This window comes from Burkholderia sp. MSMB617WGS, assembly GCF_001532025.2.
Taxonomy (GTDB): Bacteria; Pseudomonadota; Gammaproteobacteria; order Burkholderiales; family Burkholderiaceae; genus Burkholderia; species Burkholderia savannae.
This window is the reverse complement of record NZ_CP013457.1, coordinates 1,988,358-2,009,001: the sequence shown is the minus strand read 5'-3', so window position 1 is coordinate 2,009,001 and position 20,644 is coordinate 1,988,358. Positions and strand designations below refer to the sequence as shown.

Annotated in this window: 15 protein-coding genes and 1 pseudogene; 7 read left to right on the top strand and 9 right to left on the bottom strand. The window is 67.8% G+C overall.

What is annotated here, in order from left to right; all coding sequences use genetic code 11:
* The first annotated feature begins 5 nt into the window (after window positions 1-5).
* Window positions 6-2,321: a penicillin acylase family protein gene (locus WT60_RS10095; RefSeq protein WP_082759305.1), complete on the top strand. Its 2,316-nt coding sequence runs from the start codon at window positions 6-8 to the stop codon at window positions 2,319-2,321.
* 227 nt (window positions 2,322-2,548) lie between these two features.
* Here the strand turns inward: WT60_RS10095 and WT60_RS10090 are convergent, their stop codons facing one another.
* Window positions 2,549-3,904, bottom strand: coding sequence for a sigma 54-interacting transcriptional regulator (locus WT60_RS10090; protein WP_060355623.1), 1,356 nt, complete (start codon window positions 3,902-3,904; stop codon window positions 2,549-2,551).
* A 259-nt stretch (window positions 3,905-4,163) separates the two neighbouring features.
* Here WT60_RS10090 and WT60_RS10085 point away from each other — a divergent pair, with 259 nt between their 5' ends.
* Genes WT60_RS10085 through WT60_RS10075 form a run of 3 tightly spaced genes read left to right on the top strand, consistent with a single transcriptional unit; the run spans window position 4,164 to window position 7,623 of the window.
* Entirely contained in the window at window positions 4,164-5,057 is an 894-nt protein-coding gene (locus tag WT60_RS10085) for an MBL fold metallo-hydrolase (RefSeq protein WP_038754029.1), read from the top strand.
* Between the two features lie 49 nt (window positions 5,058-5,106).
* Window positions 5,107-6,777 carry a bifunctional protein tyrosine phosphatase family protein/NAD(P)/FAD-dependent oxidoreductase gene (locus WT60_RS10080; RefSeq protein ID WP_060355624.1) on the top strand — a complete coding sequence of 557 codons (1,671 nt, stop codon included), beginning with the start codon at window positions 5,107-5,109 and terminating at the stop codon, window positions 6,775-6,777.
* 39 nt (window positions 6,778-6,816) lie between these two features.
* Window positions 6,817-7,623 carry a sulfite exporter TauE/SafE family protein gene (locus WT60_RS10075; protein WP_059647651.1) on the top strand — a complete coding sequence of 269 codons (807 nt, stop codon included), beginning with the start codon at window positions 6,817-6,819 and terminating at the stop codon, window positions 7,621-7,623.
* Window positions 7,624-7,866: 243 nt separating this feature from the next.
* Here WT60_RS10075 and WT60_RS10070 read toward each other — a convergent pair whose 3' ends face one another.
* The 4 genes from WT60_RS10070 to WT60_RS10055 all read right to left on the bottom strand — a co-directional run bounded on the left by WT60_RS10070 (window position 7,867) and on the right by WT60_RS10055 (window position 11,953).
* On the bottom strand, window positions 7,867-8,685 hold the full coding sequence (locus tag WT60_RS10070) for an ABC transporter permease subunit (RefSeq protein ID WP_038754020.1): 819 nt from the start codon (window positions 8,683-8,685) through the stop codon (window positions 7,867-7,869).
* Window positions 8,682-9,611 (bottom strand): ABC transporter permease subunit, encoded by a 930-nt coding sequence (locus WT60_RS10065; protein WP_038754017.1) that lies wholly within the window; start codon window positions 9,609-9,611, stop codon window positions 8,682-8,684. Before WT60_RS10065 ends, WT60_RS10070 begins: the two co-directional genes overlap by 4 nt.
* A complete protein-coding gene (gene potA, locus WT60_RS10060; RefSeq protein WP_038754014.1) occupies window positions 9,608-10,768 on the bottom strand; it encodes a polyamine ABC transporter ATP-binding protein in 1,161 nt (386 codons plus the stop codon). The genes WT60_RS10065 and potA overlap by 4 nt, the downstream gene beginning before the upstream one ends.
* Before the next feature lie 90 nt (window positions 10,769-10,858).
* A complete protein-coding gene (locus tag WT60_RS10055) occupies window positions 10,859-11,953 on the bottom strand; it encodes a polyamine ABC transporter substrate-binding protein (RefSeq protein ID WP_059647647.1) in 1,095 nt (364 codons plus the stop codon).
* Window positions 11,954-12,339: 386 nt separating this feature from the next.
* Here WT60_RS10055 and WT60_RS10050 point away from each other — a divergent pair, with 386 nt between their 5' ends.
* Both WT60_RS10050 and WT60_RS10045 read left to right on the top strand, forming a co-directional pair.
* A complete protein-coding gene (locus WT60_RS10050; protein WP_060355625.1) occupies window positions 12,340-13,644 on the top strand; it encodes an Nramp family divalent metal transporter in 1,305 nt (434 codons plus the stop codon).
* A 238-nt stretch (window positions 13,645-13,882) separates the two neighbouring features.
* A complete protein-coding gene (locus WT60_RS10045; protein ID WP_038754004.1) occupies window positions 13,883-14,086 on the top strand; it encodes a DUF1289 domain-containing protein in 204 nt (67 codons plus the stop codon).
* Window positions 14,087-14,214: 128 nt separating this feature from the next.
* On the opposite strand, the gene WT60_RS10040 is transcribed toward WT60_RS10045, so the two are convergent.
* The 3 genes from WT60_RS10040 to WT60_RS10030 form a co-directional block, all read right to left on the bottom strand.
* Complete coding sequence (locus WT60_RS10040; RefSeq protein ID WP_038754002.1) at window positions 14,215-14,859, bottom strand: OmpW family outer membrane protein; 645 nt, start codon at window positions 14,857-14,859, stop codon at window positions 14,215-14,217.
* A gap of 72 nt (window positions 14,860-14,931) precedes the next feature.
* On the bottom strand, window positions 14,932-16,122 hold the full coding sequence (locus WT60_RS10035; RefSeq protein ID WP_060355631.1) for a nitronate monooxygenase family protein: 1,191 nt from the start codon (window positions 16,120-16,122) through the stop codon (window positions 14,932-14,934).
* 151 nt (window positions 16,123-16,273) lie between these two features.
* Complete coding sequence (locus WT60_RS10030) at window positions 16,274-17,710, bottom strand: aldehyde dehydrogenase family protein (protein ID WP_038753999.1); 1,437 nt, start codon at window positions 17,708-17,710, stop codon at window positions 16,274-16,276.
* Between the two features lie 85 nt (window positions 17,711-17,795).
* On the opposite strand from WT60_RS10030, the pseudogene WT60_RS10025 reads away from it, so the two are divergent.
* Window positions 17,796-18,757: pseudogene (locus WT60_RS10025) on the top strand (porin); the annotation flags it as partial.
* A 108-nt stretch (window positions 18,758-18,865) separates the two neighbouring features.
* Here WT60_RS10025 and WT60_RS10020 read toward each other — a convergent pair.
* On the bottom strand, window positions 18,866-20,434 hold the full coding sequence (locus WT60_RS10020; RefSeq protein WP_060355626.1) for an ABC-F family ATPase: 1,569 nt from the start codon (window positions 20,432-20,434) through the stop codon (window positions 18,866-18,868).
* Window positions 20,435-20,644: the final 210 nt, after the last annotated feature.

Here is a 20,644-nt window from a genome sequence, read left to right as displayed (position 1 = left end):
CGATCATGAACGTCAGCAGAACCCTTCGCGCCGCGTTGTGCTTCGCATCGGCCCGCGCCCGGCGGCCGTTCTACCGGCTGGCCGAGGGCCGTCCCGTCGAGCTCGCGTATCGCGACGCGCGCGTGTCGATCACGCGCGGCCGGTCGGGCGTGCCCTGCATCGTCGCGCGCTCGGAGCCCGCCGTCTATTTCGGGCAAGGCTACGCGATGGCGCTCGATCGCCTCTGGCAAATGGACATCCTGCGCCGCGAAGCGGCAGGACGCCTCGCCGAAATCCTCGGCGCGCCCGCGCTGCCGCTCGACCGTTATCACCGCACGCTGCGGCTCGACCACTACGCGGCCGAATCGGCACGGCTCGTCGGGGCCGACGCCAGCCTGTCGCTGTCGGCTTTTTGCGACGGCGTGAACGCCGCGATCGAGCGGCTCATGCGCGATCGCGTCCGTCGCCCGGTCGAATTCGACCTGCTCGGCTATTCGCCCGAACCGTGGCGGCCGGACGACACGTTCGCCGTCCTGAAGCTGATGGCGCTGCAACTCGGCATGAACGCGAAATACAAGGCGCTCATGCACGAGCTCGGCCGCGCGTTTCGCGCCGACGCGGTCGACGCGCTCGGCGCCCGGACGACGGTTCACGACTACGCGACGCTGACGGGCGCCGCGCTCGCGCGCGATGCGGCCGACGTGCCGATCCGCGCGTGCGGCCACACCGTCGATCTGAGCGCGCTGCTGCCCGTGCTCGGCCAGGCGAGCGCGACGGGATCGAACGCATGGGTGGTGAGCGGCCGGCACACGCAAAACGGCTATCCGATCCTGTGCAACGACCCGCATCTGCCCTTCATGCTGCCCGCGATCTTCCATCAGGCGCGACTGCGCTGCACGGACCCCGACAACCGCTTCGACGCATCCGGCGTCAACGTGCCCGGCCTGCCCGGATTCATTTCCGGGCACAACGCGGACATCGCATGGGGAATCACGAACTCGCAGCTCGACGTGCAGGACTTGCTGGTCGTCGATTCGTCGACGGCCGCCGGGCTGTATCCTGCGTTCGAACCCGGCGTGCACGAAGCCGAGATTCGCGTGCGCGGCGGCGGCACGGTTGCCGTGAGCGCGCATTTCACGCGCCTCGGGCCGAGCGTCGACGCGTTCTGCCGCCACGACGGCGAACGCGACGCGCGCCGGCACGTCGTGCTCGCGTGGAGCGGGCTGCTCGCCGCGCCCGACGTGCGCGGCCTGCTCGGGGTGACGAAGGCGCGCGACTGGTCGAGTTTCAGGCATGCGCTCGCCGACATTCAGAGCCTGTCGCTGAATTTCATGTTCGCGGCGCGCGGCGGCGACATCGGCTTCAAGACGGTCGGACGCGTGCCGCGCCGCCGCGCCGGCCTCACGCACACGCTCGCATCCAACGATTGGGACGGCTTCATCGAATTCGATGCGCTTCCCGAGGTGCTCAATCCGCCGAGCGGCATCATCGTCAACTGCAACAATCCGATCGCCGACGAGCGCGACGACGCTGCGCTCACGCTGCTCTGGAACCCGAGCTTCCGCGCATGGCGCGTCGACGCGCTGCTGAAGGCGAAGTCGACGTGGACCGTGGACGACATGCAAGCCGTGCTCGGCGACACGGCCAATCTTCACGCCCGGCAGTTGCTGCCGATGCTGCTGCCGCTCCTCGACGCACATGCGGCGCGCGCGGGGGAGCGCGTCGCGCAGGCGGTTGCGCTGCTTCGCGCGTGGGATTGCCGCGACGAACCCGCGTCGCCCGCCGCGCTCGTCTGGCACCGCTTCTTCAAGGCGCTCGCGACGGCGATCTACGGGCCGCGATTCGAGCCGTATCGCGCCTATTTCGAGAACGGCGCGCTGGCGACGACGCGCCTCGTCTCGCGCGCGCTGCGCGGCGAGCCGTCGCCATGGATTCCGGCCCCGGCCGCGGTCGGGTCGATCGTCGCCGCCGCATTCGACGACACGCTCGAATCGCTGCGCGCACTCGCCGATCGGCCGACATGGGGCCGGCACCACCGGCTCGGCTTCGCGCATCTGCTGTCGGCCGCGCTCGGGCCGCTGCGCCGCTGGACGGACATCCCGGCCGCCGAGCGGCACGGCAGCGAAATGACCGTCTCGCTCAATGCCGGCAGCCCGCGCGTGATCGAAGGCGCCGTGTGGAGCATGGCGGCATCGTTCGACGCATCGTCGAGCTTCAGCCGGAGCACGCTGCTGCCCGGGCAAAGCGGCGATTTCCGCAGCCGCTGGTATGCCGACCAGTTCGACGCGACCGCCGGCGACGGCGGCAAGCTCGTCGAATTCACGCGCATCGACGCCGCCTGAACGCGACGGAAAGCGGCGGATAGCGGCGGATAGCGGCAGGAACCGGCGACGAGGCGCGACGGCGGTCGCATTCGACGTGCGGGCTTTCTCGCTTTCTCGTGTTCTCGTGTTCTCGCGCGCTTTCACGCGCTCACACCGAACGATCGTCGATGCGCGATCGGCCCACCGTCGCCCCGCGAACGAGCCGCGCCCGCATTGCGCCCCGCCCGCACGCGGACCGGCCGGTCTCACGCATCCCGCGTCGCGATCCCGAGCGCGCGCAGCCGCCGGTACAACGTGCGCTCGCTCATCCCGACGCGCTCGGCGAGCGCGCGCCGCGTGCCGTCGAACGCGCGCGCGATCCGCGCGAGCTCGTCGTCGGACAGCGTCGCCGACGCGCCGGGCCCCGCCGGCGCTTCGCCCGCGCGCGCGACTTCGTCGGGCAGATGCTCGACGCGAATCACGCCGTCGTCTGCGAACAGGCACGCGCGATCGAGCACGTTGCGCAGCTCGCGGATGTTGCCCGGCCACGCATACGCTTCGAGCCGCGCGAGCGCTTCCGGCGCGACCGCGAAGCGCTGCCCGGCTGCAGGCACGAGCGCCGCGATCCGGCGCAGGATCGAATCGACGAGGAGCGGAATGTCGCCCGGGCGCTCGCGCACGGCGGGCAGCGGAATCGGATACGCGCTGATCCGGTAGTACAGGTCCTGCCGGAACCGGCCGTCGCCGATCATCTCCTTGAGCGGCTTGTGAGTCGCGGCGACGAGCCGGAAATCCGCGCGCAGCACCTCGACGCCGCCCACCCGCCGGAACGTCCCCGATTCGATGAGGCGCAGCAGCTTCACCTGCATCGGCGGCGGCACGTCTCCGATCTCGTCGAGAAACAGCGTGCCGCCCTGCGCGGTTTCGACGAGGCCGGGCTTGCGCGCGGTCGCGCCGGTGAACGCGCCCTTCTCATAGCCGAACAGCTCGCTTTCGAACAGCGTCTCGGCGATCCCCGAGCAATCGACGACGACGAACGGCCCCGTCGGGCGCGCGCTCGCTTCGTGCAGCGCGCGCGCGAACAGCTCCTTGCCGGTGCCCGATTCGCCGAGAAACAGCACCGGCAGCATCGACGGCGCGACGCGCTGCAGCGCGGACAGCGCCGCGTTGAACGCCTCCGAGCCGCCGACGAGCCCCTCGCCGCTCGGCTTGGCCGACGCGCTGCGCACGGTCGTCAGGCGCTCGACGTATGCGATCACCGCGCCCTGCGCGTCGAAGATCGGCCGCAGCTCGACGTCGACGTGCTCGGGCCCGCGCGGCGTGTGATGGATGTGCAGCACGCGGTTCAGGCCGCGCGATTCGCTCGCCTGCTTCATCGGGCAGTGCTCGCCCGCCTGGTCGCACGGCACGTCGTAGTGATGCGAGACCTGGTAGCAGCGGCGCCCGACGTGCGCCTCGCCGGCAACGCCGAATTGCCGCTGATACGCGGTATTCGCGGCGAGTATCCGGTATGACGGATCGAGCACGATCATCGGCTGCGGGTCCTGCTCGAGGTAAGAGACGAGCGCGCCCACGTCGGGCGGCGCAGCGGGAACGATCGGGATGACGTCGTGCTGATCCATGCATTGGGCTCCGGCAGCGCGGCCAACGGCCGCGTCGACTGCCAATTCTGCCATCAGACTGCCAACCATGGCAGCGAACCGCGACGAACGCCGCTTCGGCGGCGGCGCGCCTTGCTGGGCGTCTGCGCAAAACACGATTTGAATCAAGTACCTGCGCGCGGCGATCGGCAATGCTATCTGCTTGGCACGGTTCTTGTTCAAATGATCGCCAACTCGATGATTCGGCTCCAGGAGAAACCTCGTGACAACAGCGTCCATGATGACCGTCGAAGGCTTTTTCGATCCGGCGACGTGCACCATCAGCTACCTGCTGCTCGATCCCGGCAGCGGCGAATGCGCGCTGATCGACAGCGTGCTCGACTACGATCCGAAATCCGGCCGCACGCGCACGGCGAACGCGGACCAGCTGATCGCGCGCGTGCAGGCGCTCGGCGCGCGCGTGCGCTGGCTGCTCGAGACGCACGTGCACGCCGACCATCTGTCGGCCGCGCCGTACCTGAAAGCGCACGTCGGCGGCGAGATCGCGATCGGCCGTCACGTGACGCGCGTGCAGCACGTGTTCGGCAAGCTGTTCAACGCGGGAGCCGCGTTCGCGCACGACGGCAGCCAGTTCGACCGCCTGCTCGACGACGGCGACGCGCTCGCGCTCGGCGCGCTCACGATCCGCGCGATGCACACGCCGGGCCACACGCCCGCGTGCATGACCTACGTCGTGACCGACGCGCGCGCGGCGCACGAGGCAAACGGCGCGCACGAGGCGGCCGCCTTCGTCGGCGACACGCTGTTCATGCCCGACTACGGCACCGCGCGCTGCGACTTCCCCGGCGGCGACGCACGCACGCTCTACCGGTCGATCCGCAAGGTGCTGAGCCTGCCGCCCGGCACGCGCCTCTACATGTGCCACGACTACCAGCCGAACGGCCGCGCGATGCAGTACGTGAGCACCGTCGCCGACGAGCTGAGCGAGAACGTCCACATCCGCGAAGGCGTCACCGAAGACGACTTCGTCGCGATGCGCACCGCGCGCGACGCGACGCTCGACATGCCGGTGCTGATGCTGCCTTCGGTGCAGGTCAACATGCGCGCGGGACGCCTGCCGGAGCCCGAGGACAACGGCGTGCGCTACCTGAAGATCCCGCTCGACGCGATCTGAGCCTGCCCGCCTTCCCCAACGACGACACGACACACACGACACGCCAACCATGGACATCCGCAAGCTGACCGACACGCTGTCGGTCTCCCCCCAGCTCGTCGCCGGCGATCTGCCCGCGATCGCGCAAGCCGGTTTTCGCACGATCATCTGCAACCGGCCCGACGGCGAAGGCCCGGACCAGCCGACCGTCGCCGAGATCGAGGCCGCCGCGAGGCCGTTCGGCATCGCGGTCCGCTATCTGCCCGTCGATTCGGGCAAGGTCACCGATTCGCAGGGCGAACAGTTCGGCGCGCTCCTCGGCACGCTCGGCGCGCCCGTGCTCGCGTACTGCCGCACCGGGATGCGCTCGGCGACGCTCTGGGGGCTGTCGCAGGCCGGCCTGCGGCCGCTGAACGACATCGTCGCCGCGGGCCGCGCGGCCGGCTACGACCTCGCCGCGCTCGGCCGCCGGATCATGCAGCGCAGCCAGGGCGCGATCATGCAGACGGTCGAGGCGAGCCACGACATCGTGATCGTCGGCGCGGGCGCGGCGGGGCTCGCGGTCGCGTCGAGCCTGCTCGCGCGCGAGCCCTCGCTCGACGTCGCCGTCATCGATCCGGCCGACACGCACTACTACCAGCCCGGCTGGACGATGGTCGGCGCGGGCGTGTTCCAGCCGCAGACGACCGCCCGCGACATGGCGGCCGTGCTGCCGCGCGGCGTGCACTGGATCAAGGCCGCCGTCGCCGCGTTCGAGCCCGATGCGCATACGGTCGTGCTCGACGGCTGCAGGCGCGTGCGCTACCGGCAGCTCGTCGTCTGCCCGGGGCTGAAGCTCGACTGGCACGGCATCGACGGCCTGCCCGAGACGCTCGGCAAGAACGGCGTCACGTCGAACTACCGCTACGACCTCGCGCCGTACACGTGGCAGCTCGTGCGCGAATTCGCCGGCCGCCGCGCGCTCTTCACGCAGCCGCCGATGCCGATCAAGTGCGCGGGCGCGCCGCAAAAGGCGATGTACCTGTCGGCCGACCATTGGCGGCGCACGCATCGCCTCGAGCGCATCGACATCGAGTTCTTCAACGCGGGCGCGGCGCTCTTCGGCGTCGCCGATTACGTGCCCGCGCTGATGGAATACGTGAAGCGCTACGATATCGCGCTGAACTTCGGCCACAACCTGACGGCGATCGACGGCGTACGCAAGCTCGCGACGTTCGCGCGCACGCTGCCGGAAGGCGGCGCCGAGGCCGTCACGCGCGAATTCGACATGATCCACGTCGTGCCGCCGCAAAAAGCGCCCGACTTCGTCCGCGCGAGCCCGCTCGCCGACGCGGCCGGCTGGGTCGACGTCGATCCGGCGACGCTGCGGCACAAGCGCCACGCCGACGTATTCGCGCTCGGCGACGTGACGAACACGACCAACGCGAAAACCGCGGCCGCCGCGCGCAAGCAGGCGCCCGTCGTCGCGCACAACGTGCTCGCCGCGCTCGGCAAGGCCCAAGGCGACGCCGCCTACGACGGCTACGGCTCGTGCCCGCTCACGGTCGAGCGCGGCAAGATCGTGCTCGCCGAGTTCCTGTACGGCGGCAAGCTCGCGCCGACCTTCCCCGCGTGGCTCATCGACGGCAAGCGCCCGTCGCGGCTCGCGTGGCTGCTCAAGGAGCGGCTGCTGCCGCCCCTCTACTGGCAGGCGATGCTCAAGGGCCGCGAATGGCTCGCCAAGCCCGAGATCGTCGGCTGACGGCCGCGCTTCGATGACCATCGACCGGAACGACGCAGCATGTTGATTTCTCTGGTGCTCGGCAGCATCGTCGGCGCGGTGCTGGGGCTGACGGGCGCGGGCGGCGGCATTCTCGCCGTGCCGGCGCTCGTCGTCGGAATGGGCTGGCCGATGCAGCAGGCGACGCCCGTCGCGCTCGTCGCGGTCGCGGGCAGCGCCGCGCTCGGCGCGTTCGAGGGCTTTCGGCGCGGCCTCGTCCGCTATCGCGCGGCGCTCCTGATGGCGGCGGCCGGCGTGCCGCTGACGACGCTCGGCGTGCGGCTCGCGCACGCGCTGCCGCAGCGCGTGCTGCTCGCGCTGTTCGCGCTCGTGATGCTGGCCGTCGCGGTGCGCCTGCTGCGCCACGCGCTCGCGCATGCGGCGGGGGCGCAGAGCCGCTCGCCGCTCTGCGTCGGCCGCATCGATCCCGACACGGGGCGCCTCGTCTGGTCGTGGCCCGCCGGCATCGCGCTCGCGTCGACAGGCGCACTGACGGGACTGATGACGGGCCTTCTCGGCGTCGGCGGCGGCTTCGTGATCGTGCCGATGCTGCGCAAGTTCACGAACGTGACGATGCACGGCATCGTCGCGACGTCGCTGATGGTGATCGCGCTCGTCGGCACGGGCGGCGTGATCGCGACGATCGCAAGCGGCACGCCCGCGCCGCTCGACGTCACGCTGTGGTTCACCGTGACGACCGCGCTCGGCATGGCGGCCGGCCGCTGGGTGTCGCGCCTCGTGTCCGCCCGGCACGTGCAGATGGGGTTCGCCGTCGCGCTCATGTGCGTCGCGGCCGGGCTCTTCGCGAAAGCGGCGCTCGGCGTCTGACGCGCGCGACCTAATCACGCGGCGCGGGACGTTCGCGGCGCACGCCCGCGACGATCGACGAAGGAGCGGCCACGCCGGCTCGCGCCGCAGACAAAAAAGCCCGTGCGGCATTCACCGCACGGGCACTTTCTCAGGACCTTTCCGCAGGCATCTTCCCGGACCGCCGTCAGGCCGACGCCACCGGCATCGGGCAGCGCGCGGCACGCCGACACGCCGCATCCGCGCAGCGGGCGCGCCGGCGCGTCAGGCGGCCTCGGCCATCCGCTTGCGTTCCTGGCGCAGCATCACGTAGTTCGCGGCCACGACGCCGATCGTCACCGCGACGATGAAGAGCGTCGCGAGCGCGTTCATCTCGGGGTTGAGGCCGAGGCGCACGCGCGAGAACACGACGAGCGGCAGCGTCGTCGAGCCGGGGCCCGACAGGAACGCGGACAGCACCAGGTCGTCGATCGACAGCGTGAACGACAGCAGCCAGCCGGACACGAGCGCCTGCGAGATCAGCGGCAGCGTGATCGAGAAGAACACCCTGAACGGCGTCGCGCCGAGATCGAGCGCGGCCTCCTCGAGCGACGGGTTCAGCTCGCGCACGCGCGACTGCACGATGATCGCGACATACGAGATGCACAGCATCACGTGGCCGAGCCAGATCGTGAACATCCCGCGGCCGGCGGGCCACCCGAACCACTTGCCGAGCTCGATGAACAACAGCAGCAGCGAGATGCCCTGGATCACCTCGGGAATCACGAGCGGCGCGTTGATCATCCCGCTGTACAGCGCGAAGCCGCGAAAGCGGCCCATCCGCGCGAGCACGAAGCCCGCCCACGTGCCGATGAACACCGAAGCGAACGCGGTCATCGCCGCGATCTTCAGCGACAGCCACGCGGCCGCGATGAGCTCGTCGTCCTCGAGGAGCGCCGTGTACCAGCGCGTCGAGAAGCCTGACCAGACGGTGACGAGCTTCGACTCGTTGAACGAATAGACGACGAGGCTCGCGATCGGGATGTACAGGAAGCCGAAACCGATGGCAAGCATCAGCACCTGCAAATAGCGATTCGGCTTCATCGGCGGCGGCCCTCCTGCTCCTTCGCCTGGAAGTACTGGAACATCGCCATCGGCACGAGCAGCAGCAGCACCATCGCGCACGTCACGGCCGACGCCATCGGCCAGTCCGCGTTGTTGAAAAACTCGTTCCACATCACGCGACCGATCATCAGCGTGTTCGCGCCGCCGAGCAGCTCCGGAATCACGTATTCGCCGACGGCGGGAATGAACACGAGCAGGCAGCCCGCGATGATCCCGTTCCTCGACAGCGGCAGCGTGATCTGCACGAACGCCTTCCACGGCTTCGCGCCGAGATCGTACGCGGCTTCGAGCAGGCGCAAGTCCATCTTCACGAGGTGCGCGTAGAGCGGCATCACGAGGAACGGCAGGTACGAATAAACCATCCCGATGTAGACGCCGACGTTCGTGCGGTACAGCTCGATCGGCGTGCTGATGAGGCCCGTCCACATCAGAAAGTTGTTGAGCAGCCCGTTGTTCTTCAGGATGCCGATCCATGCGTACACGCGGATCAGGAACGACGTCCAGAACGGCAGCATCACCGCCATCATCAGGATGTTGCGCGTGCCCGGATTCGAGCGCGCGATGTAGTACGCCATCGGATAGCCGATCAGCAGGCACAGCAGCGTCGTGACCGCCGCGACGACGACCGAATTCACGTAGGTCGCGAAATACAGGCTGTCGCTGAAGAGGAACGCGTAGTGCTGCAGGTTCAGCTTGATGCCGAGCACGCCGTCCGCGAGCGACGTCAGCTCCGTGTACGGCGGAATGCCGAGCCGCAGCTCCGCGAAGCTGATCTTCACGACGAGGATGAACGGCACGAGGAAAAACAGCACGAGCCAGAAGAACGGGCCCGCGATCACGGCCGTTCTGCCCGTCAGGCCGAACTTCCTGACCGGCCACGCAAGCAGGGACGAAAGCGCGTTCATGACGTCAGCACCACGCCGGCGGCGGCGCTCCAGCGCACGTAGATTTCGTCGCCGTACGCGGGCGAATCGAGATCGGCGATCGCGAGGCTCGACACGTTTGCGATCACCGTCTTCCCGGAATCGAGCTTCACGTGATACAGCGAATAGCCGCCCATGTACGCGACGTTCGTGACGACGCCGTGGCCCCAGTTGTACGCGCCGTCGGCGGGCTTGCGCGTGAGCGCGATCCGCTCCGGGCGCACCGACACCGTGACGGGCATCCCGAGCGGGCCCGTGATCCCGTGGTTCACGTACAGCCGGCACGGCAGATCCGGCGATTCGATGAACACGTGATCGGGCTCGTCCTCGACGGTCACGCCCTCGAACAGGTTCGTCGAGCCGATGAACTCGGCGGAGAAGCGGCAGTTCGGATACTCGTAGACTTCGTGCGGCGTGCCGATCTGCACGATCTGGCCTTCGCTCATCACGGCTAGGCGGCTCGCCATCGTCATCGCCTCTTCCTGGTCGTGCGTGACCATGATGCAGGTGACGCCGACCTTCTCGAGAATGTTGACGAGCTCGATCTGCGTGCGCTGACGGATCTGCTTGTCGAGCGCCGACATCGGCTCGTCGAGCAGGAGCAGCTTCGGCCGCTTGACGAGCGAGCGCGCGAGCGCGGCCCGCTGCTGCTGGCCGCCCGAGAGCTGGTGCGGCTTGCGGCTCGCGTAGCGGGCCATCTGCACGAGCTCGAGAGCGTCGCGCACGCGCTCCTTCAGCTCGGCCTTCGGCACGCCTTCCTGCTTGAGGCCGAACGCGACGTTCGCCTCGACCGTCATGTGCGGGAACAGCGCGTACGACTGGAACATCATGTTCACGGGCCGCTTGTACGGCGGCATCTGCGCGAGGTCCTCGCCGTCGATCAGGATCTTGCCCGACGTGATCGTCTCGAGGCCGGCGAGCATCCGCAGCAGCGTGGACTTGCCGCACCCGGAGCTGCCGAGGAGCGCGAACAGCTCGCCCTTTCGCACGGTCAGCTCGACGTTGCGCACCGCGAAGGTCTCGCCGAACTTCTTGACGACGTCGATGATCTGGACAAAGTTTTCGGCGCGCTCGTCGGCGCCCGTCTGCGGCCCATAGGACGGCGCGCCCGCCACCGCCGCGCCCGACTGACTATTCATGATGTGCTGCTGTGCTCCTACGTTTGACGAACAAAGCCCCCGGGGGTACCAGGGGCTTCTCAAGGGTTGCTGCGATACGGCGCGTTCGCGTCAACGTCCCGATTTCAGCTCGGTCCACAGACGCGTTTGCAGGCGCTGGATCTCAGGCGGCAGCGGCTTGAGCAGGAACAGCGTCTTCACGACGTCCGGATGCGGGTAGACGGCCGGATCGTTCGCGACGTCCGCACGCACGTACTTGCGCGCTTCCGCGTTCGCGCTCGGGTAGTAGACCGCGTTCGTGATCGCCGCGTGAACCTTCGGATCTTCGATGTAGTTGATCCATTGCAGCGCGGCGTCCTTGTTCTTCGCGTCCTTCGGGATCGCCATCACGTCGAACCACACGGGCGCGCCGCCCTTCGGCACGTAGTACTCGACCTTGTACGGCTTCTTCGCCTCGAGCGCTCGGTGCTTCGCGATCACGACGTCGCCCGACCAGCCGAACGCGAAGCAGATGTCGCCGCCGACCATGTCGTTGATGTAGCCCGACGAATTGAATTGCGTGATGTACGGGCGGATCCTCTTGAGCACCTGCATCGCGGCCTGGTAGTCGGCCGGGTTCGTGCTCATCGGATCTTTGCCGATGTAGTGGAGCGTCGCCGCGAACATCTGGTCGGGCGCGTCGAGCACCGACACGCCGCACGCCTTCAGCTTCGAGAGGTTCTCCGGCTTGAACAGGATGTCCCAGTTGTCGAGCGGCACCTTGCCGAGGATCTTCTGCGCCTTGTCGACGTTGTAGCCGAGGCCCGTCGTGCCGTACGCCCAGGGCACCACGTACTTGTTGCCCGGATCGGCGCCCGCGACGAGCGCCATCAGTTGCGGATCAAGATACTTGAGGTTCGGCAGCTTCGATTTGTCGAGCGGCGCGAAGATGCCGGCCTGGATCTGCTTGCCCGCGTAGTTGCTCGTCGGCACGACGATGTCGTAGCCCGAGTTGCCGGTCAGGAGCTTCGCCTGCAGCGTGTCGTCGCTGTCGTAGTTGTCATAGCGGACCTTGACGCCCGTCTGCTTCTCGAAGTTCGGGATCGTGTCCTTCGCAATGTAGTCCGACCAGTTATAGACGTTGAGCTGCGCATCCTTCGCCGCCGCCACCGATGCGCCCGCGCAGAGCGCAAGTGCCGTCAACCGGCCCGCCACCTTTGCCTTCATCCCGTATCTCCCTGATCGAACCGATTCGATCGCCGTCAGCCTCGCCGTCGCGGCGCGCCGTTTCGCGCCGCCCCTTGAAAACCCCGAAAGCTACCACTAATCCGCCCCTGCCACAAAAGTTTCCCGCCCTTGTCGTACAAACGGAACACATTTGCACTTTTCGATTGCACGGCGGGGCACCGCGACGCAGCAGGTGGGCGCAATTTTATCGGGTTATCGGCGCGTGTCCATCCTGAAAAATGGCCCGCGCGCGCCGAACGGATCACCTACCCTAAATTCAGGCGGCGCCCGTTCGTCGTTCCGAATAGAAGGACGGGCCGCCCGCCCGTTCGAACGCCGCGCCCGCGCTAAGCCGCACGCGGCGAACCGTTCGTCGGACCGCCAACATGAACAGTCATCCGCTCGCCGCCCGCCGCACGTCGTCGCGCCGTCCCTCCGCCGGCGGGCCGGGCGGCGGCCGCCGCTGGGCCACGTTCGTCGGCGCGGGCGTGCTCGTCGCCGTCGGCTACATGGACCCCGGCAACTGGGCGACCGCGCTCGCGGGCGGCGCGGGGTACGGCTACGCGCTTCTCGGCGTCGTTGTCGCCGCGAGCCTGATGGCGATGCTGCTGCAATGGCTCGCCGCCCGGATCGGCGTCGTGTCCGGACGCGATCTCGCGCAGCTCTGCCGCGAGCGCTTCGATCCGCGCGTGACCGTGCTGCTGTGGATCGCCGCCGAAATCGCGATCATCGCGTGCGACGTCGCCGAGGTCGTCGGCGCGGCGGTCGCGCTGCAGATGCTCTTCGGCGTGTCGCTGACCGCGGGCGTGCTGATGTCGGCGGTCGGCACGCTCGCGATGCTCGCGCTCGAGCGGCGCGGCCGGCGCTCGCTCGAGGCGGCGATCGCGTCGCTCATCCTCTTCGTCGGCCTCTGCTTCGTGATCGAGGTCGCGCTCGCGCGGCCCGACTGGCGAGCGGCGCTCGCGGGTACCGCGCCGTCGCCGCGGCTGCTGCGCGACGCCGGCATGCTGTGGCTCGCGGCGGGCATCCTCGGCGCGACCGTGATGCCGCACAACCTCTATCTGCACTCGATGCTCGTCAAGCACCACGCGACCGAGCGCGACGAGCAGTCGATCCGGCGCGCGCTGTTCGGCGTCAATCTCGACACGTTCGTGTCGCTCGGTTTCGCGTTCGTGATCAATGCGGCGCTTCTCATCGTCGCGGCGGCCGTGTTCCACGCAAGCGGCCACGGCGACGTCACCGATCTCGCCGACGCGCACCGGCTCATCGAGCCGCTCGTCGGCAACCGCTGGGCGGGCCTGTTGTTCGCCGCCGCGTTGCTCGCGTGCGGCCTGTCGGCGACGGTGACGGGCACGCTCGCCGGCCAGGCGGTCATGGAAGGCTTCCTGAAGCTCACGCTGCCGCGCTGGCAACGCGCGCTCCTCACCCGCGCGCTCGCGATCGGGCCCGCGCTCGCCGCGGTCGGCCTCTTCGGGCAGCACGGATCGAATCAGTTGCTCGTCGCGAGCCAGGTGGTGCTGAGCCTGCAGTTGCCGCTCGCGATGGTTCCGCTCATCGTGTTCGCATCGAGCCGCGAGCTGATGGGCGGCTGGCGGGTCCGCGGCCTGCCGCTCGCGGCCGCATGGGCGTGCGCCGCCGTGATCCTGTTGCTGAACGGCGCGCTCGTCTGGCAGATCGTCGCGGCGGCGTGAGCGGGCGAAATCGGCTCGACTCGCACCGCTCGGACTCGGCCCGATTCGCATGCCGCCGGCGGCACTTCTTCGATGGGGCGTTCGGTTGCTCGATTCGAAAGTCGCGGCGAAATCGGCTGGACGTTTCGGTCTGGCCGCGGGCCTGCCCCGCCCGGATCGGCTTCGGCGGACGTTTCGCGCACATGCTTTAACATAGCGGCTTGCCGCTCGCGCGGCGATCACCGAATTCAACGCTCCGATGGCCTCGAATCTTCACGACAAACCCGACAGCCCCTGCATCGGCGTCTGCTCGACGCTCTTCGACGAAGTCTGCAAAGGCTGCGGACGCACGGCGCTCGAAGTCTCGAACTGGGTGTTCATGACCGAAGCCGAGAAACAGGCGGTCTGGGAGCGCATCACGCGCGAAGGCACCGCCATGCGCTTCCAGTACGACAAGCTATAGGCACACGCCGCGCCGCACATGCGGCGCACACATATTCGATCAGCATACCGAAACGAATCGGCACAAAAAAAGGACGGCACGCAAGAAGCCGTGCCGCCAACCCCAACACTTTTCGATTCTTTCGATACTTAGAACTTCATGCCGACGCCGACGCCCACGACGAGCGGATCGATGTTCAGCCGGCCGAGCGGCTGGCCGCCGAGCGTCGCGTCGGTGTGCATCCAGATCTTCTTCACGTCGACGTTGACGAACACCTTCTTCGTCACCTGAACGTCGACGCCGAACTGCAGCGCGGGACCGAAGCTGTGATTGTTGATCCCGATTCCCTCGCCGCCCGCATGCAGCCCGTTGTTGTAGAACAGCGTGTAGTTGATGCCCGCGCCGACATACGGACGCACCTTGCCGGCGTGGTTGAAGTGGTACTGCAGCAAGAGCGTCGGCGGCAGCACGCCGACGCCGCCGAGATCGCCGAGCGACGACGTGAGCTGATGCCGCGACGTGCCGAGAATCAGCTCGACGCCCAGGTAATCGCGAATCATGTAAGTGAAGTCGAGTTCGGGGACGATCGCATTGTTCACGCCCACGTTCAGCGCCGACAACGTATTGCTCGTGCGCTCGTCCGGCATGATGCTGATCCCGCGAACGCGCGCGATGATATCGCCTTGATTGATGCCCTCCCCGGGCGAAGCCGCATGCGACAGCGACGGAATCATCGCAAGGCCGGCTGCGCAGGCGATGGCGGTAGTGCAAGTACGAAGTGTTTGACGACGCATGATAAGGACCCCCTAAGAACAGGCCTCATTCTCAGGGGATGGTTCCCCACTTATATTGACCGACATCAAGTGTCACGCCAGCGAGAAAGTGGGGCGGTTTGTCGCAGGTTCCGGCGCAGTGCCCGTGAGCAGCAACTCGAGCAGGTCGCGCACGCTGCGAATCGCCTGCCCGAACGGCAGCGACTCGCGACCGCGGAAGAAGAGCCCATTCGCGACGTCGCCGCGCAATGCGGCGGCAAGACGCGTATCGATGCAGAAGTGGCCGAAGCGCTCGATGCCGTCGCGCAATCCGCACACGCTCAGGCATTCGAGCGCGGAAGGGCAGCGCTGCCTGAGCGCACCGATCTTCGCGCGGATGCGCGCCTCGTGCCGCAGATAGCGCTCGAGCCACGGCGTCTTCACCGCCCGCGCGGGCAGGCCTGTCACGCTCACGAATTCGACGATGTCCTCCGGCGTCGCATTCGCGAGCACGCGCTTGAAGTTCGGATGTGCGTCGCCCTCCTCCGTGACCGCGAACGGTGTGCCCACCTGCACGCCGTTCGCGCCTTCCGCGAGCGCCGCGCGCACTGCCTCGTGGCTGTTGATGCCGCCCGCGACAATGAGCGCAATGCGCTCGCGCTCGAGGCCGAGCGACGCGAACGTCTGCCGCGTTTCGTCGATGACGCGCGCGAACTCGAAGCGCGGATCGCTCATGTCATCGAGGCTCGTCACGCCGAGATGGCCGCCCGCATGCGCCGGATGCTCGATCACGATCGCATCGGGCAGGCGCCCCTTCTTCATCCACTTCTTCAGCACGAGCGCGATCCCGCGGCTGTCCGACAGAATCGGAATCAGCGCGATGTCGTGCCCCTGCGTCATGTCCGGCAGATCGAGCGGCAGCCCGGCGCCCATCACGATCGCGTCCGCGCCGAATTCGCACGCGATGCGCACGTAGTCCGCATGCGAGCGCACCGCCTTCATCACGTTGACCGCGATCATGCCGCGCCCTTCGCTCCACGTCTTTGCGCGCTGGATCTCGCGCGCGAGCGCTTCGAGATTGGCGGCCTCCATCGTCTCGCGATCAGGATGCAGCCGGCAGCGCTCGATCAGATCGGTATGGTGATGGCGCAAGTCGATGCTCGCGATCGTGCCGAGCGCGCCTTCGCGCGCGACGCTTCCGGCGAGCCGATGGGCGGAAATGCCGACGCCCATCCCGCCCTGCACGATGGGCAACAGCGAACGGCCGCGAATCCTGAGCGGCGGAAAAGGAATGGGATCGGTCATCGCAACCTCTCGATACGGCAGAAAGAGTTCGATGATCGGCGATTGCCGACGAAGCGCCTTGACCGTCGTCAAGAAAAACGGCATGCGTCCGCGCGGACGCATGCCGTGTCGCCACAAAAAGAGGTGCGCTCGATGCGTGCTTATGCGTCCGTCACGCGTTCTTATTCGGACGCAGCTGCATCGATTTGTATTCGAGATATTCCTCGAGCCCGTACACGCCGTTCTCGCGGCCGATCCCCGACTGTTTGAAACCGCCGAACGGCGCGGCCATGTTCCATGCGCCGCCGTTGATGTCGATCTGGCCCGTGCGAATGCGGCGCGCGACGCGCAACGCGCGCTCGTCGCTGCCCGACCACACCGCGCCGCCGAGGCCGTACGGCGAATCGTTCGCGATCCGCACCGCGTCGTCGTCGTCGCGATAGGTGATGATCGACAGCACGGGGCCGAAGATCTCTTCCTGCGCGATCGTCGCATCGGGCTTCACGCGGCCGAACACGGTCGGCTTCACGAAGAAGCCGCGCGCGATTCCCTCCGGCAGGCCGAGGCCGCCCGTGACAAGCTCCGCGCCTTCGTCGATGCCGCGCCGGATGTAATCCTGCACGCGCTCTTGCTGAACCGCCGACGCGAGCGCGCCGAGGCGCGTCGCGTCGGCGCGCGGATCGCCCGCCACGTAGGTTTCCGCGGCGGCCTTCGCGAGATCGCGCGCCTCCTCGTAACGCGATTCCGGCACGAGCATTCGCGTGTGCGCGGAGCACGTCTGGCCCGCGTTCAGATAGCACGCGGACACCGTGCCCTTCACCGCGGCCGCGAAATCGGCGTCGTCGAGAATCACCGACGCCGACTTGCCGCCCAGCTCGAGCGCGACGCGCTTCACGCCGGCCGCGGCGAGCTCGGCGACGCGCTTGCCCGCGCGCGTCGAGCCGGTGAACGACACCATGTCTACGCCGGCGTCGCTCGCGAGCGCTTCGCCGACGACGGGACCGTAGCCGCACACGAGGTTGAACACGCCGGCGGGCAGCCCGGCGTCGTGAATCGCTTCGGCGAGGATGAACGCATTGAGCGGCGCGACTTCCGACGGCTTGAGCGCAACCGTGCAGCCCGCCGCGAGCGCGGCCGCGACCTTCAGCGTGATCTGGTTGAGCGGGTAATTCCACGGCGTGATCGCCGCGACGACGCCGACGGGCTCCCGCACGACAAGCGAATTGCCGACCTGCTCCTCGAACGCGAACGTCTCGGCGAGCTTCGCATACGCGCCCCAGTTGTAGACCGGGCCGCCGACCTGGATCGCTCGCGACAGCTTGATCGGCATGCCGACTTCGCCCGTGATCGACTGCGCGAGCTCCTCGCTGCGCGCCTTCAGGTTGTCGGCGATCTTGTGCAGATAGCGGGCGCGCTCGGCGGGCGGCGTCGCGGCCCAGCCGTCGAACGCGGCGCGCGCGGCGGCGACGGCCGCCTTCGCGTCCTCCGCCGTGCCCTCGGGAATGCGGCCGATCACGGCCTCCGTGCCGGAGTCGATCACGTCGATCGCGCCCTTGCCCGCGCTCGGGCGCCACGTGCCGCCGATGTAGAACTGCTCGTAGGTTTTCATCGTGGTGTTCCTGTCTCCGTGGAATGCGGACATTCTACCCGTCGACGACGCGATCGACGCCCTCGCTCATGACGCGCGGATGACGGGCGCGGAGGATCTCGGCGGCAGCCTGAAGGCGATCTTCACGATCGAAAACGGCTTCAATCCGAACACCGGCGCGCTCGGACAAAACGGGCGCATGTTCGGACGCCAATCGTTCGTCGGATTCGCGAGCGCGCGATTCGGCACGATCACGATCGGCCGCCAGTACGACGCGCTCGTCGACGTCGCATGGCCCATCACCGCCAGCTATTCGTTCGGCAGTGTCTACGCGACGCCCGGCGACGTCGACAACTACGATACGTCGTCGCGCACGAGCAATGCGATCAAATACACGTCGCCCACGCTCGCGGGCTTCACGTTCGTCGGCATGTGTGCGCTCGGCGGCGTCGCCGGCGAGGCGGGCGCGGGTCAAACCTGGTCGGCCGGCCTGTCGTACGGCAACGGGCCGCTCAGCGTCGCGGGCGGCTATTTCCATGCGCAGAGCGCGTCAGCGCCGGGCAGGACGCGCGACGCATGGGCCGGCACGTCGGACGGCACGTTCGACGGCTCGCTCGTCAACGGCGCGTACGCGTCGGCCAAATCGATCGACATCGCGCGCGCCGCCGTGCAATACGCTTCGGGCCGTTCACGGCCGGCGTCGATTACAGCAATGCACGCTACAAGCCCGATGCGCTCTCGACGTTCCGCACGACCCAACGTTACGACACCGGGCGCGGATTCGCGAACTATCAGGCGACGCAGGCGCTGCTCGTCGGCATCGGATACCGCTACACGAAGGCGCGCGGCGATGCGAGCGCGGCCTATCACCCGGTGTCGGCGGGCGCCGATTACGTCCTGCCCAAGCGAACCGATCTGTATCTCGTCTGCGCGTGGCAACGCGCGACGGGCACGCAACGCACCCTCGACGGCGGCACGCAGCGCGCGCAGGCGTCGATCGGCTCGTACGGACACGGCGGCACCGACACGCAAAGCATCGTCAATCTCGGCATGCGGCATCGGTTCTGACGGGCGTCGGTTCTGACCGGCATCGGCGACGGCCGGCAACGCCGGTCGCGCAAAGAAAAAAGCCCGCTTCCAAGGAAGCGGGCTTGTCGCTCCGGCATGCGGACGCTATTACTGCACACCCTTGCTCCCGAGGAAATCCTCGTAATTCCCGCCGAAGTCGACGAGCTTGCCGTCCGTCGTCACTTCGATGATCCGGTTCGCGAGGCCGCTCACGAATTCGCGGTCGTGCGACACGAAGATCAGCGTGCCTTCGAACTTCTCGAGCGCGATCTGCAGCGACTCGATCGACTCCATGTCCATGTGGTTCGTCGGCTCGTCCATCAAGAGCACGTTGTGGCGGCCGAGCATCAGCTTGCCCCAGATCATGCGGCCCTTCTCGCCGCCCGACAGCACCTTCACCGATTTCTTGATGTCGTCCGCCGAGAACAGCAGGCGGCCGAGCGTGCCGCGCACCATCGTCTCGTCGTCGCCGTCCTTGCGGTACTGGTCGATCCAGTCCATCAGCGTGACGTCGTTCGGGAACTCCTCGTAGGTGTCCTGCGGCATGTAGCCGACGTTCGCGTTCTCGGCCCACTTCACCGTGCCGTGATCGAGCGCGAGATTGCCGACGAGCGCGCGCAGCAGCGTCGTCTTGCCCGCGCCGTTCTCGCCGATGATCGCGATGCGCTCGCCCGGCTGCACCGACAGGTTGAAGTTCTCGAAGATCGTACGCTCGTACCGCTTCGTGATCGAATCCGCGACCACCGCGATGTTGTGCAGCTTCTTCTCGAATTCGAAACGGATGAATGGGTTCTGCCGCGAAGAAGGCTTGAATTCCTCGATCTTGATCTTGTCGATCTGCTTCGCGCGGCTCGTCGCCTGGCGGGCCTTCGACTTGTTCGCCGAGAAGCGGCGCACGAAGTCCTGCAGCTCGGCCACGCGCTCCTTCGCGCGCGCGTTCGCGGCGGCCTGGCGCTCGCGCGCCTGCGCGGACGCGAGCATGTAGTCGTCGTAGTTGCCCGGCCACACCTTCAGCGTGCCGTAGTCCATGTCGGCCATGTGCGTGCACACCGAGTTCAGGAAGTGACGATCATGCGAGATGATGATCATCGTCGAATCGTAGTTGTTGAGCGTGTCTTCGAGCCAGCGGATCGAGTTGATGTCGAGGTTGTTGGTCGGCTCGTCGAGCAGCAGCACGTCCGGATTCGAGAACAGCGCCTGCGCGAGCAGCACGCGCAGCTTCCAGCCCGGCGCGACGTCGCGCATCGGACCGCTGTGGAATTTCTCCTCGATGCCGATGCCGAGCAGCAGCGCGCCCGCGCGCGCCTCGGCGTCGTAGCCGCCGTACTCGGCGAACTTCGCCTCGAGCTCGGCCGCGTGCATGTAGTCGTCGTCGGTCGCCTCGGGGTTCGCGTAGATCGCATCGCGCTCGGTCATCGCGGCCCACATCTCCGTGTGGCCCATCATCACGACGTCGAGCACGCGCACGTCCTCGTACGCGAACTGGTCCTGGCGCAGCTTGCCGAGACGAACGTTCGGCTCCAGCGCGACGTTGCCCGCGGACGGCTCGAGATCGCCGCCCAGGATCTTCATGAAGGTCGACTTGCCGCAGCCGTTCGCCCCGATGAGGCCGTAGCGGTTGCCCTCCCCGAACTTGACCGAGATGTTCTCGAACAGGGGCTTGGGCCCGAATTGCATCGTGATGTTGGCGGTAGAAAGCACGGCAGATCCCGTTAAGAGATAGATCGACGGAAAACCGGGCATTTTAACAGGAGTCGGTGAATCGCAGGGCCGCGTGTCCTTCTTGCCCCGAAAACGGGCGTGCGATACGCCCGCTTTTCCTTCGGCGGCCGACATGAAAATTGGCGTCGAATCGCCGGCCCGCCGCGCTCGCGGCACGGCCATGTC

Coding starts and splice junctions, on each gene's coding strand:
- WT60_RS10045 (WP_038754004.1), top strand. CDS start 13,883: ATGGCCTCGAATCTTCACGACAAACCCGACAGCCCCTGCATCGGCGTC.
- WT60_RS10065 (WP_038754017.1), bottom strand. CDS start 9,611: ATGAACGCGCTTTCGTCCCTGCTTGCGTGGCCGGTCAGGAAGTTCGGC.
- WT60_RS10085 (WP_038754029.1), top strand. CDS start 4,164: ATGACCGTCGAAGGCTTTTTCGATCCGGCGACGTGCACCATCAGCTAC.
- WT60_RS10040 (WP_038754002.1), bottom strand. CDS start 14,859: ATGCGTCGTCAAACACTTCGTACTTGCACTACCGCCATCGCCTGCGCA.
- WT60_RS10075 (WP_059647651.1), top strand. CDS start 6,817: ATGTTGATTTCTCTGGTGCTCGGCAGCATCGTCGGCGCGGTGCTGGGG.
- WT60_RS10030 (WP_038753999.1), bottom strand. CDS start 17,710: ATGAAAACCTACGAGCAGTTCTACATCGGCGGCACGTGGCGCCCGAGC.
- potA (WP_038754014.1), bottom strand. CDS start 10,768: ATGAATAGTCAGTCGGGCGCGGCGGTGGCGGGCGCGCCGTCCTATGGG.
- WT60_RS10090 (WP_060355623.1), bottom strand. CDS start 3,904: ATGGATCAGCACGACGTCATCCCGATCGTTCCCGCTGCGCCGCCCGAC.
- WT60_RS10050 (WP_060355625.1), top strand. CDS start 12,340: ATGAACAGTCATCCGCTCGCCGCCCGCCGCACGTCGTCGCGCCGTCCC.
- WT60_RS10020 (WP_060355626.1), bottom strand. CDS start 20,434: ATGCAATTCGGGCCCAAGCCCCTGTTCGAGAACATCTCGGTCAAGTTC.
- WT60_RS10095 (WP_082759305.1), top strand. CDS start 6: ATGAACGTCAGCAGAACCCTTCGCGCCGCGTTGTGCTTCGCATCGGCC.
- WT60_RS10080 (WP_060355624.1), top strand. CDS start 5,107: ATGGACATCCGCAAGCTGACCGACACGCTGTCGGTCTCCCCCCAGCTC.
- WT60_RS10035 (WP_060355631.1), bottom strand. CDS start 16,122: ATGACCGATCCCATTCCTTTTCCGCCGCTCAGGATTCGCGGCCGTTCG.
- WT60_RS10055 (WP_059647647.1), bottom strand. CDS start 11,953: ATGAAGGCAAAGGTGGCGGGCCGGTTGACGGCACTTGCGCTCTGCGCG.
- WT60_RS10070 (WP_038754020.1), bottom strand. CDS start 8,685: ATGAAGCCGAATCGCTATTTGCAGGTGCTGATGCTTGCCATCGGTTTC.